Genomic DNA, 16,025 nt, shown 5'->3' with positions numbered 1-16,025 from the left:
CATATCGCCTTGATTGCCGCCCCCACGGGTCGCTTCGGGCTGCGCGGTCTCCTCCTTCTTAGCCGCCTCTGAGCGTGCCATCCGGCGCGACCGCTCAGGGGAGATCCAGCGCCGAGAAAATCACGTAAAATCAAGGCTAAGGACCGAATTCATGAGTAATGACGAAAACCGTGTGCTGATCTTCGACACCACGTTGCGCGACGGCGAACAGAGCCCCGGCGCCACGATGAGCCATCAGGAAAAGCTGGAGATCGCCGGCCTTCTGGACGATATGGGCGTCGATATCATCGAGGCCGGTTTCCCCATCGCGTCGGAGGGGGATTTCGCCGCCGTCTCGGAGATTGCGAAGAACGCCAAAAATGCCGTGATCTGCGGGCTGAGCCGCGCGAATTTCAAGGATATCGACCGCTGCTGGGAAGCGGTGAAGCATGCAAAAGCGCCGCGAATTCATACCTTTATCGGCACGTCACCGCTCCACCGCGCGATCCCCAACCTGACCATGGACGAGATGGCCGAGCGTATCCACGACACGGTCACCCACGCCCGCAACCTGTGCGACGATGTTCAGTGGAGCCCGATGGACGCCACCCGGACGGAGTGGGAGTATCTGGCCCGCGTCGTGGAAATCGCGATCAAAGCCGGCGCCACCACCATCAACATTCCCGACACCGTGGGCTACACCGCCCCCAATGAATCCGCCGATCTGATCCGGCGGCTGATCGCCGAAGTGCACGGCGCGGACGAGGTGGTTTTCTCCACCCACTGCCACAATGATCTGGGCATGGCGACGGCGAACTCACTGGCCGCGGTGGCCGGCGGCGCGCGGCAAATCGAATGCACGATCAACGGCTTGGGCGAACGCGCGGGCAATACCGCGCTGGAGGAGGTGGTGATGGCGATGAAGGTGCGCCACGACATCATGCCCTATGCGACGGGCATCGATTCCACCAAGATCATGAACATCTCCCGCCGGGTCGCCACGGTGTCGGGCTTCGCGGTGCAGTTCAACAAGGCCATCGTCGGCAAGAACGCCTTCGCCCATGAATCCGGCATCCATCAGGACGGAATGCTGAAAAACGCCGAAACCTTCGAGATCATGCGCCCCGAAGATGTTGGGCTTGCCGAAACCAATATCGTGATGGGCAAACATTCGGGCCGCGCCGCGCTGCGCTCCAAACTGTCCGATCTGGGGTATCATCTGGCCGACAACCAGCTGAACGACGTCTTCGTCCGGTTCAAGGCGCTGGCGGATCTCAAGAAGGAAGTGTTCGATGACGACCTGATCGCGTTGGTCACCGACAGCACGGCCACCGATCAGGCCGACCATCTGCAACTGGTCTCGATGACGGTGGTCTGCGGCACCGAGGGCCCGCAACGCGCAACGATGACCATATCCGTCGATGGCCGTGAGAAGTCGGTCGAGGCCACGGGCGACGGCCCGGTCGACGCCGCGTTCAACGCGGTCAAGGCGATCTATCCCCATCATGCGGTTTTGCAGCTTTATCAGGTGAATGCGGTCACCGAAGGCACCGACGCACAGGCCACGGTCAGCGTCCGGATGGAGGAAGAGGGCCGCATCGCCACCGGCCAGTCGGCGGACACGGACACCGTGGTGGCCAGCGTCAAGGCCTATGTGAACGCGCTCAACCGGTTGATTGTGCGCCGCGAAAAGACCGGCGGCGGCCTGAGGGAGGTCTCTTACAAGGACGTCTCCTGACCAGGGTCTCGCACCTCCGGGCGCACCCTGAACGGGCGATGGCCGGGCAGATCGCAAGACCTTCGCGCCGCGCCGGCCACTCCGGCGCGGAGCAGCGAAAATGCGCTGATCCGATCCCAGATCGCCCTTTACGGGGCTGCATGGGGGTGCCTATAAGCATGCTGGTTTGGCGCCTGAGTCTGTCAGGCGCTTTTTGGGACGCGACAGCAGGATTTCCCCTCATATGGCCGGATTTGGCAGTCTTTTCTCCGCCGACATGGCGATCGACCTCGGCACGGCGAACACACTTGTCTATGTAAAGGGCAAGGGCGTCATCCTGAATGAGCCATCGGTCGTGGCCTATCAGGTGAAGGACGGGGTCAAGAAGGCGCTGGCCTTCGGGGAAGATGCCAAGCTGATGCTGGGCCGGACCCCCGGCAGCATTCAGGCGATCCGCCCGATGCGCGACGGTGTGATCGCCGATTTCGACGTGGCCGAAGAGATGATCAAGCACTTCATCCGCAAGGTCCACAAACGCACCACCTTCACCAAGCCGAAAATCATCGTCTGCGTGCCCCACGGGGCCACGCCGGTGGAAAAGCGCGCGATCCGGCAATCGGTGCTGTCCGCCGGCGCGCGCAAGGCCGGGCTGATCGCCGAACCCATCGCCGCGGCCATCGGGGCCGGCATGCCGATCACCGACCCGACCGGCAACATGGTGGTCGATATCGGCGGCGGAACGACCGAGGTGGCGGTGCTGTCGCTGGCCGATATCGTCTATGCCCGTTCTGTCCGTGTCGGGGGCGACCGGATGGACGAGGCGATCATTTCCTACCTGCGCCGCCAGCAGAACCTGCTGATCGGCGAAGCGACGGCCGAGCGCATCAAGACCTCCATCGGCACCGCGCGGATGCCTGATGACGGGCGCGGCGCGTCGATGCAGATCCGTGGCCGCGACCTTCTCAACGGGGTTCCGAAAGAGACGGAGATCAGCCAGGCGCAGGTGGCCGAAGCGCTGGCCGAACCGGTTCAGCAGATCTGCGAGGCGGTCATGGGCGCGCTGGAGGCCACCCCGCCCGATCTGGCCGCCGATATCGTCGACAGGGGCGTCATGCTGACCGGGGGCGGTGCGCTTCTGGGCGAGCTGGACCTCGCACTTCGTGAGCAGACGGGCCTTGCCATCTCGGTTGCCGACGAAAGCCTGAACTGCGTTGCCATGGGCACCGGCAAGGCGTTGGAGTATGAAAAACTGCTCCGCCATGCGATAGATTACGACAGTTAACCCGCCCGCGCCGCGCCCGCCGCGGCCCGATTGCGAGGATCGAGATGGCACGGGATCGCAATGATCAAGCCTATGCCCGCCCCGTCCGGCGTTTGCTGTTGACGGTTCTGATCCTGTGTCTGGTGTTGCTTGTGCTGATCTGGCGGATCGACAATCCCCGCGTCGAACGGATGCGCGCGGCCATCATCGACCGGGTCGTGCCCAACATGGAATGGGCCATGGCGCCGGTAACCGGCATGGCCCGCATGCTGGATGATTTTCAAAGCTACACAAGGCTTTACGAGCAGAACGAGCAACTGCGCCGCGAGTTGCAGCAGATGCGCGCCTGGCGCGAGGCGGCGTTGCAGCTTGAGCAGGAAAACGCGCGCCTTCTGGATCTGAACCGGGTGCAGCTCGATCCGGAGCTGACCTTCGTGACCGGCATCGTTCTGGCCGACAGCGGCTCGCCGTTCCGACGCTCGGTCCTGCTGAATGTGGGCGCGCGGGACGGAATTCTGGATGGCTGGGCGACGATGGACGGGCTTGGCGTCGTGGGTCGGATATCGGGCGTGGGGGAACGGACTTCGCGCGTCTTGCTTCTGACCGACAGCAACAGCCGTGTGCCGGTGACCATTCAGCCCTCGGGGCAACAGGCCCTGCTGCTTGGCGACAATTCCGTCGCGCCGGTCCTGGAATTCGTGGAGGACCCCGAGGATATCAGCGCCGGAGACAGGGTCGTGACCTCCGGCGATGGCGGCTTGTTTCCGGCAGGCCTTCTGGTCGGTCAGGTCGGGCTCAGCCCCGATGGCCGGATGCGCACCCGTCTGGCGGCGGATTACGCGCGGCTGAATTTCCTGCGGGTGATGCGCAGCCATCCGGGCACCACGCTGTCCGATCCCGGCGGGCTGGTCGGGCCGCCCTGGCCCCTGCCCGACGACAGCACCGAAGCTCCGCTGCAGGGGCCGTTGCTGCCGACCCTCGAAACCGGGGAGTTGAACCAGTGATCGACCCGGTTACACGGCATATCTGGACCTATCGGCTGATCTATCTGGCGCTCGGTCTCCTTGTCATCGCTTATAAGCTCATGCCCCTGGGTCTGGGCGAGTCCGGCATCCCGGCGCCCGATATCCTGCTGGCCCTGACGCTTGCCTGGCTAATGCGGCAGCCCGCCGTCGTCCCCATGGGGGCGATCATCCTCCTTTTTCTGCTGGCCGATTTCCTGTTTCAACGCCCGCCCGGCCTCTGGACCCTGCTGGTGCTGGTGACAAGCGAAAGCCTCCGCCGTCGCCGCGCCCACATGACCGAGTTCCCGTTTCTGGTGGAATGGGGGGCCTTCGCGGCGGCCGTCTTCGCGCTTTTGATCCTGAACAGGGTCGCGCTCTGGCTGCTGGTCGTGGATCAGACCACACTTGGCCTGACGCTGGCACACGGAATTGTCACCGTTGCAGTCTATCCGATCGTGGTCGCCGTCTCGAAATTCGTCTTCGGCCTGCGTAAACTGGGCCCCATCGACTCGGAAGCCGCGGCAAGCTCATGAAACGCACCCCCAAGGAAACCGAAGACAGCGCCCGCCTGATCGGACGCCGCAGTCTTATCGTGGCGGGTGTGATGGCGGGCACCGGCGCGGTTCTGGCAGGCCGGATGCGCTATCTGCAACTGGAACGGGCGGATGATTTCCGCCTGCTGGCCGAAGAGAACCGGATCAATATCCGCCTGCTTCCCCCGGCACGCGGCCTGATCTTCGACCGGGCCGGCACGCTGCTTGCCGGCAATGAACAGAATTACCGGATCACGATGGTCCGCGAAGATGCCGATGACATCGACGAGGTGCTCAGACGGCTCAGCGAACTGGTCAATCTTGACATGGGCCGCCTTTCCCGCGCGCGGGAGGAGATGCTGGCCCGTGCGCCCTTCGTCCCGGTCACCATTGCCGACCGGCTGAGCTGGGAGGAGTTGTCCACCGTCGCGGTCAATGCCCCCGCCCTGCCCGGTGTGACGCCGGAATTCGGCCTCAGCCGGATCTATCCGCTCGGCGCCGATTTTGCCCATGTGGTCGGGTATGTCGGCCCCGTCTCGGACTGGTATCTGGAAACCACCGGGGATACCGACCCGGTCCTGCAGATCCCGGATTTTCAGGTCGGTCGCTACAATATCGAAGCCCGGATGGAGAACAGTCTGCGCGGCCGTGCGGGTACCAAGCGGGTCGAGGTCAATGCCGGCGGCCGGGTCATGCGCGAGCTGGACCGCGATGCCGCCACGCCCGGATCGGATCTGCAACTGACCATCGACGCGGGCCTGCAGAATTACGTGGAGGCGCGCATGATCGGCGAAAGCGCCGGCGCCGTGGTGATGGAGGTGCAGACGGGCGATGTGCTGGCGCTCGCCTCCGCCCCGATCTTCGATCCCAACCTCTTTGTCCGCGGCATCTCCACCACCGACTGGAACACGCTGAACCAGGACCGCTATCGCCCACTGGCCAACAAGGCGGTGCAAGGGCTGTATCCGCCCGGCTCCACCTACAAGATGATCGTCGCCATGGCCGCACTTGAGGCGGGCGTCATCACACCGGAGGAAACCGTCTACTGCGGCGGCTTCACCGAGCTTGGCAACCGGCGTTTCCATTGCTGGCGGCGGGGCGGGCATGGCCATATGAACATGATCGACAGCATCACCCAGTCCTGCGATGTCTATTACTACGAGCTTGCGCAACGCACCGGGATCGAGGCGATTTCCGCCATGGCCCGGCGCTTTGGCTGCGGGGTGCGCCACGATGTGCCGCTGTCCGGCGTGGTGGAAGGTCTCGCCCCCACGATGCAATGGAAGCGCGAGAACCGGGGCGAGGACTGGCTTGTGGGCGATACGCTGAACGCCTCCATCGGTCAGGGGTTCGTGTTGAGCTCGCCGCTGCAACTGGCGGTGATGACTGCAAGGCTGGCCACGGGCCGGATGATTTCTCCGCGTATGGTGAAATCCATCGACGGGCGGGAGGCGGGGGCGCTTCATGGCGAGGATATGGGCCTGCACCCCAACCATCTCGCGCTGATCCAGGAAGGCATGTACCGCGTCAACAACCACCGCCGCGGCACCGCCTATCGCAGCCGGACGGAAGACGCGGCCTATACCATCGCGGGCAAAACCGGCACCAGCCAGGTTCGCAACATCACCGCCGCGGAACGGCGCGCCGGCGTGATCAGCAACGCCGATCTGCCATGGGAACGGCGCGATCATGCGCTTTACGTCGGATATGCGCCCTATGACAATCCGCGCTACGCCGTCTCGGTCGTGGTCGAACATGGCGGCGGCGGGTCGACGGCGGCGGCGCCGATCGCACGCGACATTCTCCTGCGCGCCCAACATGGCGATGTGCCCCCGCCCGAGCTTTATCCCGCCGATCAGCGCCGCGAGATCGAAGACCTGCACGAACGCCTGCCGCTTCGCCCCGCTCCCCCGGTCGACGGTCCGACGGGCGGGAGCAGTCAGGCATGAGCTTTCTGGAATACACGGTCAAATCGACCCCCACCGGCCTGCGGAAGCTGCTTTACGTCAACTGGGCGCTGGTCATCCTGCTTACGGCGGTCGCCAGCATCGGATTTCTGATGCTGTACTCGGTCGCGGGCGGATCCATGTCGCCCTGGGTCGAGCCACAGATGCAGCGGTTCGGGATGGGGCTCGTGGCGATGTTCGTGGTCGCCATGGTGCCGATCTGGTTCTGGCGCAACATGTCGGGGCTGGCCTATGGTATCTCGATCCTCCTGCTTCTTTACGTGGAATTCTTCGGCGCCATCGGCATGGGCGCGCAGCGGTGGATCGATCTGGGCTTCATGCGGCTGCAACCCTCGGAATTGACGAAGATCACGTTGGTGATGCTGCTTGCGGCCTATTACGACTGGCTCGACAGCCGGAAAATGTCGCGTCCGCTCTATGTGCTGATCCCGCTTCTCATCATCGCGGTGCCGGTGATGCTGACCCTGCGCCAGCCCGATCTGGGAACCGCGCTCCTGCTGCTGATGGGGGGCGGCGCGGTGATGTTTCTGGCCGGCGTCCACTGGGCCTATTTCGCCGCGGTTGTCGCCGCGGGGGTTGGCGCCGTCACGGCGGTGTTCGCGTCTCGCGGCACGCCATGGCAGTTGCTGCAGGATTACCAATATCGCCGGATCGACACCTTCCTCGATCCCTCCACCGATCCGCTTGGGGCGGGCTACCACATCACCCAAAGCCAGATCGCGCTCGGCTCGGGCGGGTTTGCCGGGCGGGGTTTCATGCAAGGTACCCAAAGCCGGCTGAATTTCCTGCCGGAAAAGCACACCGATTTCATCTTCACCACGCTCGCCGAAGAATTCGGCTTCATCGGGGCGGCGTCGCTTCTGCTGCTTTACCTGCTGATCCTTCTGTTCTGTGTGATCACCGCCTTGCAGACCAAGGACCGCTTCGCGTCTCTGGTCACCCTCGGGATCGCGGTCGCCTTCTTTCTTTACTTCGCGCTCAACATGGCCATGGTCATGGGGCTGGCACCGGTCGTCGGGGTGCCCCTGCCGCTTGTCAGCTACGGCGGCTCGGCCATGTTGGTCTTGATGGTGGCCTTCGGTCTGGTGCAATCAGCACATATTCACCGCCCACGCTAAGGCTCGGAAATCCATGCCCAACATTCTTTTCGCCGCGCGACCGGAGCGCTGGACTCTCTACGAACCGCAACTGCGCGAGGCCCTGGCCGAGGCCGGTCTTGCACATGCGGTGCTGACGACCGAGGCCGACCCGTCGGAGGTGGACTACATCGTCTATGCACCAAACGGCCCGGTCACGGATTTCACCCCCTACACGCGGCTGAAGGCGGTCCTGAACCTCTGGGCCGGTGTCGAGGACGTGGTGGGCAACGACACGCTCAAGGCCCCTTTGGCGCGCATGGTGGATTACGGTCTGACCGAAGGCATGGTGGAGTGGGTCACAGGCCACACCTTGCGCCACCATCTGGGAATGGACGCCCATATTCACGAGCAGGACGGCGTCTGGCGCGCGGGTGTCGTGCCGCCGCTTGCGCGCGACCGCACGGTCGCGATCCTGGGCCTTGGCGCGCTCGGATCGGCTTGCGCAACCGCGCTGGCCGGGCTCGGCTTCCGGGTCACCGGATGGTCCCGGACGGAGAAACGGATCGAAGGCGTCCGGACCGAACACGGCCCGGACGGGTTACAGGAAATCTTGAAATCGGCGGAGATTGTAACCCTTTTGCTGCCGGACACACCGGCAACCGAAAACACCCTGAACGTGGACACCCTTGCGCTGATGCCCCGCGGCGCGGTGATCCTGAACCCCGGGCGCGGCGCCCTGATAGACGACGACGCACTTCTTGCCGCGCTCGACAGCGGCCGGATCGGCCACGCGACACTCGACACGTTCCGCATCGAACCGCTGCCGGCGGATCACCCCTTCTGGGCCCATCCCAAGGTTACCGTAACGCCTCACATCGCCTCTGAAACCCGCGTCGACAGCGCCGCGCGGGTGATCGTGGACAATATCCGACGCGGCGAAGCGGGCGAGCCCTTTCTTCACCTCGTGGACCGGACACTGGGATACTGAGCGCTGCCCGCCACTGCCCGCGCCTCAGCGCAAACGCGGCGGGGTGTCCGGGTCCATACCCGGCGCCGTGCCGGGTGCCTTTTCCACCACCGGGTCCGGCAGGTCGAACCTCAACCCGACCCGCGCCAGAGACGCACAGATCGGATCCGAGGCCTTGAAAAAGGCCGCGTCCAGACTGCCGGCCTCGATCCCCGAAAAGGTCAGGGCCTCCGCCACCGCCTGCGCCAGCGCCCGCTCCGCTGCCGGGTCCGCATCGACGAAGCCCAGAAGATGTGCGCGCCGCCCGCCCTCGTAGGTCACACCCGCGAGATAAGCCAGTTTCGCCATACCGGCCGCGCCGGCAAGCTTCGCATCCAGCGCCGTGATCACCGCCTCGGGCAGCCCCTTGGGCGGAAACAGCTCGTCCGGGCGTCCCTCCACTTCGTCAGGCGCGTTCTCCAGTGTCTGCGCCAGCCAGTTCACCGCCGCCGCGTCGATCAGGATCGAGGAGGGTGCCACGCCCAGATTGACCCCAAGGCCGATCTCCTGCCCCGCCAGCATGCCCGCCAGCGTGCGCCCCGAGAGGGCCGCATAAGGCGCGATCTGGCCTACGAATTCCGTCAGCCGTTCCTCCCGGTCGAAGACGAGCGCGAAACTCTGCCCCTCCACCGGAAAGATCCGTGGCGTGACGCGGTCGCCATCCGCCTCGCTCTCCAGAAGCAGGAACAGCTCCGCGCTTGCCAAGCGGTCGTAAAATCTCAACCGCGCGGCATCGTCGCCGGGGGCGGCCTCCATCGCCGCATGGGCCTGATCAAGCGATGTCATCTACGCCAGAACCTCCGTGACGCGGGCCCGGAGAACGGGCAGAAGCTCCGTCTCGAACCAGGGGTTTTTCTTCAGCCATCCGGTGTTGCGCCAGGACGGGTGCGGGAGCGGGATGACGTCGGGCGCATGCGAACGCCACCCGGCGACCGTTTCGGTCACACCACCCGCGCGCCCCAGATGCCAGTTTTGCGCATAGCCACCGATCAGCAAGGTCAACCGCACCTTCGGCAGGACCTCCATCACCCGCTCGCGCCATGTTTGCGCACAGATTTTCGGCGGCGGCAGGTCGCTGCCCTTCGCATCGTAGCCGGGGAAACAGAACCCCATCGGCACGATCGCGATCCTGCGTCGGTCATAGAAGACATCCTCCGCCACGCCCATCCACGCGCGCAGCCGGTCGCCGGATGGGTCGGTGAACGGCTTGCCCGATCGATGCACCCGCAGTCCCGGCGCCTGCCCGGCGATCAGCACGCGCGCGCCGGAGGCAAACCAGATGACCGGCTTGGGCGCATGCGCGGTTGCGGTGGCTGCAAATCGGTCGGCGCAGATCGTGCAGCCCGCCAGTTCGGATGTCAGCGCTTCGAAAGACATGGGCACAGACCTAGGCCCGGCCGATGAATAATGCCAGCGGGTTCAAGGGGGCTGGACATCATTTCTATATTTATATAAATCTAGAATCATGAAAGCGTCACCTCTCTCACCACCCGCCCTGACCCTGGCAGCTACCGCCTTTGCGGCGCTTGGCTCGGAACATCGACTGGCGATCCTGCGCCGTCTGGTCAGGGCGGGCCCGGAGGGCGTGCCGATGGGGGCGCTCGGTGCGGATGTGGGTATCGAAGGCTCGGTTCTGACCCACCACCTGAAACAACTGGTCAGCGCCGGGCTGGTCACGCAACGCCGCGACGGGCGGCGCATCCTGTGTTCGGTTTCCTTCGACCGGATCACCGGGCTTTCCGATTTTCTTCTTTCCGAATGCTGCGCCGATCATGGCGGACATGACAAGGGAACGGCACATGGCTGACCTGACGCAAGATCTGAGCCCGATCCGCCACGTCTGGATGCGGATCGACAAGGTTCTGTTGAGCTGCGCCGCGATCCTTCTGGCGATTTTCATCCTCGACCGGCCCGCATTCGCGCCAAGCCTGAGCGACGCGCTCGGCAGCCTGCTGGACACGCTGCCGTTCATTCTGTTCGCCGTGGCCGCCATCGGGGTGATGCGCGCCAGCGGGTCCGAGCGGCTTCTGGAAGGGGCCTTCAAGGGGCATCAGATCCGGATGATCGTCCTTGGCGCGCTTGCCGGGGGCCTTTCGCCCTTCTGCTCCTGCGAAGTCATTCCGTTCGTTGCGGCGCTCCTGGCTGCCGGGGCGCCACTGGCGGCGGTCATGGCCTTCTGGCTCGCCTCCCCGCTGATGGACCCGGCCATGTTTGCCGTCACCGCCGGCGCATTGGGCTTTGATTTTGCGCTGGCCAAGACATTGGCGGCCGTGTCGCTCGGCATCATGGGGGGGCTCGTGGTGATGGCGATGGCGCGCACGCCGGTTTTCGCCGATCCGCTGAAGCCGCAAACGGCCACGGGATGTGGCTGCTCGGGGCCGAAAATGACGCTGAACTGGCGGTTCTGGACCGAGGCCCCGCGCCGGAAGCTCTTTGCCGAGGCAGCCTGGTCGAACCTGTTCTTTCTGGGCAAATGGCTGGCGCTCGCCTATCTGCTACAAACCCTTCTGATCCGGTATGTGCCGGCCGAAATGATCGCGAAGGTGGTCGGCGGCGAGGGCCTGGGCCCCATTTTCCTGGCCGCGCTGGTCGGCGCGCCCGCCTATCTGAACGGCTATGCGGCGGTGCCCCTGATTGGCGGGCTGCTGGAACAGGGCATGAGCCAGGGTGCGGCCATGGCCTTTGTCATCGCCGGCGGAGTCAGTTGCATCCCTGCCGCGGTCGCCGTCTGGGCGCTGGTCAAACCCCGGGTTTTCGTGGCTTATCTGGGGCTCGCCCTCAGCGGTGCAATCCTTGCGGGCATTGCCTGGGGTGCGTTCGCCTGACCCATTGTGCGACGGGAAACCTTCCGCTATCCCGTTTCGAAGGCTGACGGAAGGTAACCCATGTATCGCGTCTGGAATTTTGTCACCAGCTATTCGCTGTTTCTGATCGGTGGCGCGATTGTCGCGCTGATCTGGGCCAACATAAACCCGTCCAGCTACCACCATTTTGTCGAGTTCGTGCTGATCGAGGATTTCTTCATCGGCCATTTGCATGTGGACGAGGCGGGCCATGCCCACCGCACGCTGACGCTGCATTATCTGGTCAATGACGTGCTGATGGCGCTGTTTTTCGCCATCGCCGCCAAGGAAGTATGGGAGGCAGTGATCCTTAAAAACGGGTCGTTGCGCGGCAAAAAGGCCGCCACTCCTCTCTTTGCGACGGCGGGCGGCATGTTCGGCCCGATCGCCGTTTATCTGGGCCTTGCGCTGTTGCTGGGCTCCGACACCTATTCGGCTGTGGCCAATGGCTGGGCGATCCCGACGGCGACCGATATCGCGTTTTCCTATCTTGTAGGGCGGCTGGTCTTCGGTGCGGGCCACCCGGCGGTGCGGTTCCTGCTGCTTCTGGCCATCGCCGATGACGCGGCCGGTCTTCTGATCCTGGCGATTTTCTATCCCTCGGCCGAGCTTGCGCCGGCCTGGCTGTTGCTCAGCCTTGCCGCGGCGGTCGGGGTTTTCGTTCTGTTCAACTGGCTGCCCCGCGTTCTGGACAGGGGCGACCAGCTTCGCACCCGGTCCACCTTCGTGCGCAAGACCTTCAGCTTCTGGCCCTATGCGATTGCCGGCTGTCTCAGCTGGTACGGCTTTCAGGAAAGCGGGTTGCATCCGGCACTCGGGCTTTTGCCGATCGTGCCGACCATCCCCCACGCAGACCGGGCCTTCGGCTTCTTTGCCGATGCGGAGCGGCATTTGCATGACCTTCTGAACCAGATGGAACACGCGTTGAAATACCCCGTGGAGATCATTCTGGGTCTGTTCGGGCTGATGAATGCAGGGGTGGAGTTCAGCTCGATGGGCGAGGCGACGTGGCTGGTGCTGGCGGGGCTGCTCATCGGAAAACCGGTCGGGATCTTCTTGTTCGGCTATATTGCCGCCAAGCCGCTCGGGCTGGGGATACCGCAAGGCATGCGCCTGATCGATCTGGTCGTGATCGGCTGCGTCGCGGCGATCGGCTTCACCGTTTCACTGTTCGTCGCCTCCGTCGCCTTCGACAGCGGGCCGGTTCAGGATGCCGCCAAGATGGGTGCGTTGTTCAGTTTTGCCGCCGCGGCCGTATCCATCGCGGTCGGCAAACTGTTGCGGGTCGAGAAGCAGGACGCCTGAATTACCGTTTTGTTAAGGTTAATAGGCGTTTTCTGTGACATCTTGATGCCACAAATCTCGCATCGGGCTTGGAACGCGGGGCGATCGCGGACATAATGGTGCCCAATTGGGGCACTAGCACTTGTGCCATCCAGTCCTTGCGCACAATGACGGGGCGGATGGTGGCAGATCTGGCAGCAGCGGGGCAATCACTTGCTCGAATTCATCAATGTCTCGAAGTCCTTCTGGACCGGTACGCAGCGCAAGGTGATCCTTGACCGCGCATCGTTCCGCGTGGACCTGGGATATTCGCTCGGCATCCTCGCCCCCAACGGCACCGGCAAGACCACTGTGATCAACATGATCGCCGGGCTGGAAAAGCCCGATGAAGGCGAGATCGTGCGCGCCTGCCGGGTGTCTTTCCCGCTTGGGTTCATGGGCGGCGTGGTGACCCGGCTGTCGGCCACTGAAAACAGCCGCTACATCGCGCAGCTTTACGGGCTTGACCCCGATTACGTGGAGGCGTTCTGCCGCTGGCTTTGCGGCATCGAGGAGTATTTCGACATGCCGGTCGGCACGTATTCGTCGGGGATGCGGGCGCGGTTCAACTTCTCATTGCTTTTGGCGCTTGATTTCGACGTCTATCTGATCGACGAGGGTATGCCGCAATCGACCGACCCCGAGTTCAACCGCCGCGCCGGCAGCATCCTGGCCGACAGGCTGCGCTCGGCCACGGTGATAATCGTTTCGCACCAGGCCAAGACGCTTGAGAAGTTTGCACGCCGCGCGGCCGTCCTGAAGGATGGGCAGCTTTATTCCTTCGACACGCTCGAAGAAGCAAAAAGGCTATATGATTATGAAACCCAAGGGTAAGAAATTCCGCATCCGCAGGGGGGCCGGTCACGCGCAGGCGACGCCCTCCCCGCCCGCGGATGACAATCTTCTGGGTGAAATTGACGACGGGTTCGGCGACACCGCCTTTCCCGGATCCGCGGCCCATGCGCAGGCGAACGACCAAGGCGCCAATGACGCGCCCCAGAACGCCGAGCCCGGCGCGATCCCCATGGAGCAGCAACTGGCCGCGATCCGCCAGGAAGGCCTGACCGGGCGGCAATTGCGTATGGCGCGCCGCACCGCGCAGAAACACGGCCTGCGCCCGGCCTCCGATTTCGACGCCGTGCGATTGCTGCGGGCTCAGGGGATCGACCCGTTTGCCCGGACAAACATGCTGGAACTGATCGTGAATGACGATCAGGGCGCCAAGGCCGCCGCAAACGCGGCACAGCCAAACCTGCCGGCAACCGTGCGACAGCCGGCGCCCCCAGGGCCCGCCACCGCACCCTATGACGAAAGCACCCGCGCCAGCGAAATCATGCGCGTGCAGCGCGATATTGCGGCCAGACGGCGCAAGCGCCTCGTTTTGCTGGGCGTGCGGCTGATGTTCTTTGTGATGCTGCCGACGATGCTGGTCGGGTACTATTTCTTCAACGTGGCAACGCCGCTTTATGCAACGCACTCGGAATTCGTAATCCAGAAATCCGAAGGTGGCGGCTCCGCCGGCGGACTGGGCGGGCTTCTGGGCGGCACCAGCTTTGCCACGGTGCAGGAAAGCATCACCGTTCAAAGCTATCTGGAAAGCCGCGAGGCGATGTTGCGGCTGGATTCCGAGCTTGGATTCCGTGCGCATTTCTCAGACGAAAGGATCGACCCGCTGACACGTCTGGCCCCGGATGCCACCGACGAGGACATGTATGACACCTACCTGAAGCACCTGAACATCGGCTATGATCCGACCGAAGGCTTGCTGCGGATGGAGGTTATCGCCGCCGACCCGGAAAGCAGCCAGGCCTATGCCGCGGCCCTGATCGACTATGCCGAGGAGCGGGTCGACCAGATGACGCAACGTGTGCGCGAAGCGCAGATGGCCGATGCCAATACCAGCTTCAACGACGCCGAGACCCGGATGGTTCAGGCGCAGCAACGGGTCCTGCAATTGCAGGAACAGCGCGGCGTTCTGAGCGCCGAGGCCGAGGTGAGCACCGTGTTCCAGCAGATCTCTACCTTTGAGCTTCAGTTGCAGGAGGAGCGCCTGAGACTGTCGGAATTGCTGAGCAATGCCCGGCCGAACCAGACCCGGGTGGAGGTTGCCGAACGCAATATCGCCCGGCTGGAAGCGCTGCTTGCCGAGTTGCGGGGGGGCCTGACCGACACCGATGACGGTGAGATCTCACTGGCGCGGATCTCCTCCGAATTGATCGTGGCGGAGGCCGATCTGCAAACCCGGCAGCTTATGCTGGCCCAGTCCCTGCAGCAGATGGAAACCGCCCGCCTGGAGGCCAACCGGCAGTCACTTTACCTGTCGATCGGCGTCTACCCCGTGGCGCCCGACGAGCCCGCCTACCCCCGTGCGTTTGAAAACACTCTGCTTGCCTTCCTGGTCTTTTCTGGCATTTACCTGCTGGTATCGATGACCGCCTCAATCCTCCGCGAACAGATATCTGCATAGCAACATGAAAAGAATCGACATCGGACCGGTCGCGTGCGGCAATGATCTGCCTTTGACGATCATCGCCGGCCCGTGCCAGCTGGAAAGTGCGGATCACGCGCAGATGATTGCCGGGCGGATGGTCGAGGCCTGCGCCGCGGCCGGCGCGCAATATGTGTTCAAGGGCAGTTTCGACAAGGCCAACCGCACATCCGTCCGCGGGGAGCGCGGGGTCGGCGTCGAGGAGGGGCTGGCCATCCTGCAGGGCGTGAAGGACAGGTTCGGTTGCCCCGTGCTGACCGATATCCACGCACCCGATCAATGCGCGCCCGTGGCCGAGGTGGCCGACATCCTGCAAATCCCCGCCTTTTTGTGCCGGCAGACCGATCTGTTGCTGGCCGCGGGCAAGACGGGCGCCACGATCAATATCAAGAAGGGCCAGTTTCTGGCCCCGTGGGATATGGCGAATGTGGTGGCCAAGGTCGAAAGCACCGGCAACACCCGCATTCTGCAAACCGAACGCGGCGTCTCGTTCGGGTACAACACGCTGGTCACCGATATGCGCAGCCTGCCGATCATGGCACAGGGCGGCTACCCGGTCGTGATGGATGCAACCCACGCCGTCGCGCAGCCCGGCGGACAGGGAGACAGCAGCGGCGGGCAACGGGAATTTGCTCCGGTCATGGCGCGGGCGGCGGTCGCGCTCGGTATCGCGGCGGTTTTTATCGAAACCCATGAGGCGCCGGATACGGCCCCCTCGGATGGGCCCAACATGGTCAAGCTTGACGACATGCCCGCGCTTGTCGCCAGTCTGATGCAATTCGACCAGCTTGCGAAAGCCGATCCCATTCGCCTTTAAACCTTGGT

Annotated in this window: 15 protein-coding genes; 13 read left to right on the top strand and 2 right to left on the bottom strand. The window is 64.0% G+C overall.

Going from position 1 to position 16,025, the window contains the following annotated elements:
• Positions 1-151 precede the first annotated feature (151 nt).
• The 7 genes from ACQ651_RS19410 (at position 152) to ACQ651_RS19380 (ending at position 8,528) form a co-directional block, all read left to right on the top strand.
• Entirely contained in the window at positions 152-1,717 is a 1,566-nt protein-coding gene (locus tag ACQ651_RS19410; protein ID WP_430450205.1) for a 2-isopropylmalate synthase, read from the top strand.
• 223 nt (positions 1,718-1,940) lie between these two features.
• Entirely contained in the window at positions 1,941-2,978 is a 1,038-nt protein-coding gene (locus ACQ651_RS19405) for a rod shape-determining protein (protein WP_121896350.1), read from the top strand.
• Positions 2,979-3,022: 44 nt separating this feature from the next.
• Positions 3,023-3,961, top strand: coding sequence for a rod shape-determining protein MreC (mreC, locus tag ACQ651_RS19400; RefSeq protein WP_430450204.1), 939 nt, complete (start codon positions 3,023-3,025; stop codon positions 3,959-3,961).
• On the top strand, positions 3,958-4,494 hold the full coding sequence (locus tag ACQ651_RS19395) for a rod shape-determining protein MreD (RefSeq protein WP_227284569.1): 537 nt from the start codon (positions 3,958-3,960) through the stop codon (positions 4,492-4,494). Before mreC ends, ACQ651_RS19395 begins: the two co-directional genes overlap by 4 nt.
• Positions 4,491-6,443, top strand: coding sequence for a penicillin-binding protein 2 (gene mrdA / locus ACQ651_RS19390; RefSeq protein WP_430450203.1), 1,953 nt, complete (start codon positions 4,491-4,493; stop codon positions 6,441-6,443). The genes ACQ651_RS19395 and mrdA overlap by 4 nt, the downstream gene beginning before the upstream one ends.
• Positions 6,440-7,579 carry a rod shape-determining protein RodA gene (rodA, locus tag ACQ651_RS19385; protein WP_375550731.1) on the top strand — a complete coding sequence of 380 codons (1,140 nt, stop codon included), beginning with the start codon at positions 6,440-6,442 and terminating at the stop codon, positions 7,577-7,579. The genes mrdA and rodA overlap by 4 nt, the downstream gene beginning before the upstream one ends.
• Before the next feature lie 13 nt (positions 7,580-7,592).
• Positions 7,593-8,528 (top strand): 2-hydroxyacid dehydrogenase, encoded by a 936-nt coding sequence (locus ACQ651_RS19380; protein ID WP_430450202.1) that lies wholly within the window; start codon positions 7,593-7,595, stop codon positions 8,526-8,528.
• Between the two features lie 24 nt (positions 8,529-8,552).
• On the opposite strand, the gene ACQ651_RS19375 is transcribed toward ACQ651_RS19380, so the two are convergent.
• The gene (locus ACQ651_RS19375) at positions 8,553-9,332 is read right to left on the bottom strand and encodes an SseB family protein (RefSeq protein ID WP_227284573.1); all 780 of its coding nucleotides are present in this window, start codon (positions 9,330-9,332) and stop codon (positions 8,553-8,555) included.
• Positions 9,333-9,923, bottom strand: coding sequence for a uracil-DNA glycosylase family protein (locus tag ACQ651_RS19370; RefSeq protein ID WP_227284574.1), 591 nt, complete (start codon positions 9,921-9,923; stop codon positions 9,333-9,335). It lies immediately after the preceding gene.
• Between the two features lie 88 nt (positions 9,924-10,011).
• On the opposite strand from ACQ651_RS19370, the gene ACQ651_RS19365 reads away from it, so the two are divergent.
• The 6 genes from ACQ651_RS19365 to kdsA all read left to right on the top strand — a co-directional run bounded on the left by ACQ651_RS19365 (position 10,012) and on the right by kdsA (position 16,017).
• Positions 10,012-10,353 carry an ArsR/SmtB family transcription factor gene (locus ACQ651_RS19365; protein ID WP_430450201.1) on the top strand — a complete coding sequence of 114 codons (342 nt, stop codon included), beginning with the start codon at positions 10,012-10,014 and terminating at the stop codon, positions 10,351-10,353.
• Positions 10,346-11,371, top strand: a complete 1,026-nt coding sequence (locus ACQ651_RS19360; protein ID WP_375550734.1) for a permease — start codon at positions 10,346-10,348, stop codon at positions 11,369-11,371. The genes ACQ651_RS19365 and ACQ651_RS19360 overlap by 8 nt, the downstream gene beginning before the upstream one ends.
• A 60-nt stretch (positions 11,372-11,431) precedes the next feature.
• Positions 11,432-12,694 (top strand): Na+/H+ antiporter NhaA, encoded by a 1,263-nt coding sequence (locus ACQ651_RS19355; protein WP_121896340.1) that lies wholly within the window; start codon positions 11,432-11,434, stop codon positions 12,692-12,694.
• A gap of 192 nt (positions 12,695-12,886) precedes the next feature.
• Positions 12,887-13,546: an ABC transporter ATP-binding protein gene (locus ACQ651_RS19350; protein ID WP_121896339.1), complete on the top strand. Its 660-nt coding sequence runs from the start codon at positions 12,887-12,889 to the stop codon at positions 13,544-13,546.
• Complete coding sequence (locus tag ACQ651_RS19345) at positions 13,530-15,179, top strand: capsule biosynthesis protein (protein WP_430450200.1); 1,650 nt, start codon at positions 13,530-13,532, stop codon at positions 15,177-15,179. The genes ACQ651_RS19350 and ACQ651_RS19345 overlap by 17 nt, the downstream gene beginning before the upstream one ends.
• 4 nt (positions 15,180-15,183) lie before the next feature.
• Positions 15,184-16,017 carry a 3-deoxy-8-phosphooctulonate synthase gene (gene kdsA / locus ACQ651_RS19340; protein ID WP_430450199.1) on the top strand — a complete coding sequence of 278 codons (834 nt, stop codon included), beginning with the start codon at positions 15,184-15,186 and terminating at the stop codon, positions 16,015-16,017.
• Positions 16,018-16,025: the final 8 nt, after the last annotated feature.

Source organism: Rhodophyticola sp., assembly GCF_965284195.1.
GTDB lineage: Bacteria > Pseudomonadota > Alphaproteobacteria > Rhodobacterales > Rhodobacteraceae > Rhodophyticola.
This window is presented reverse-complemented; position numbering and strand designations above follow the sequence as displayed.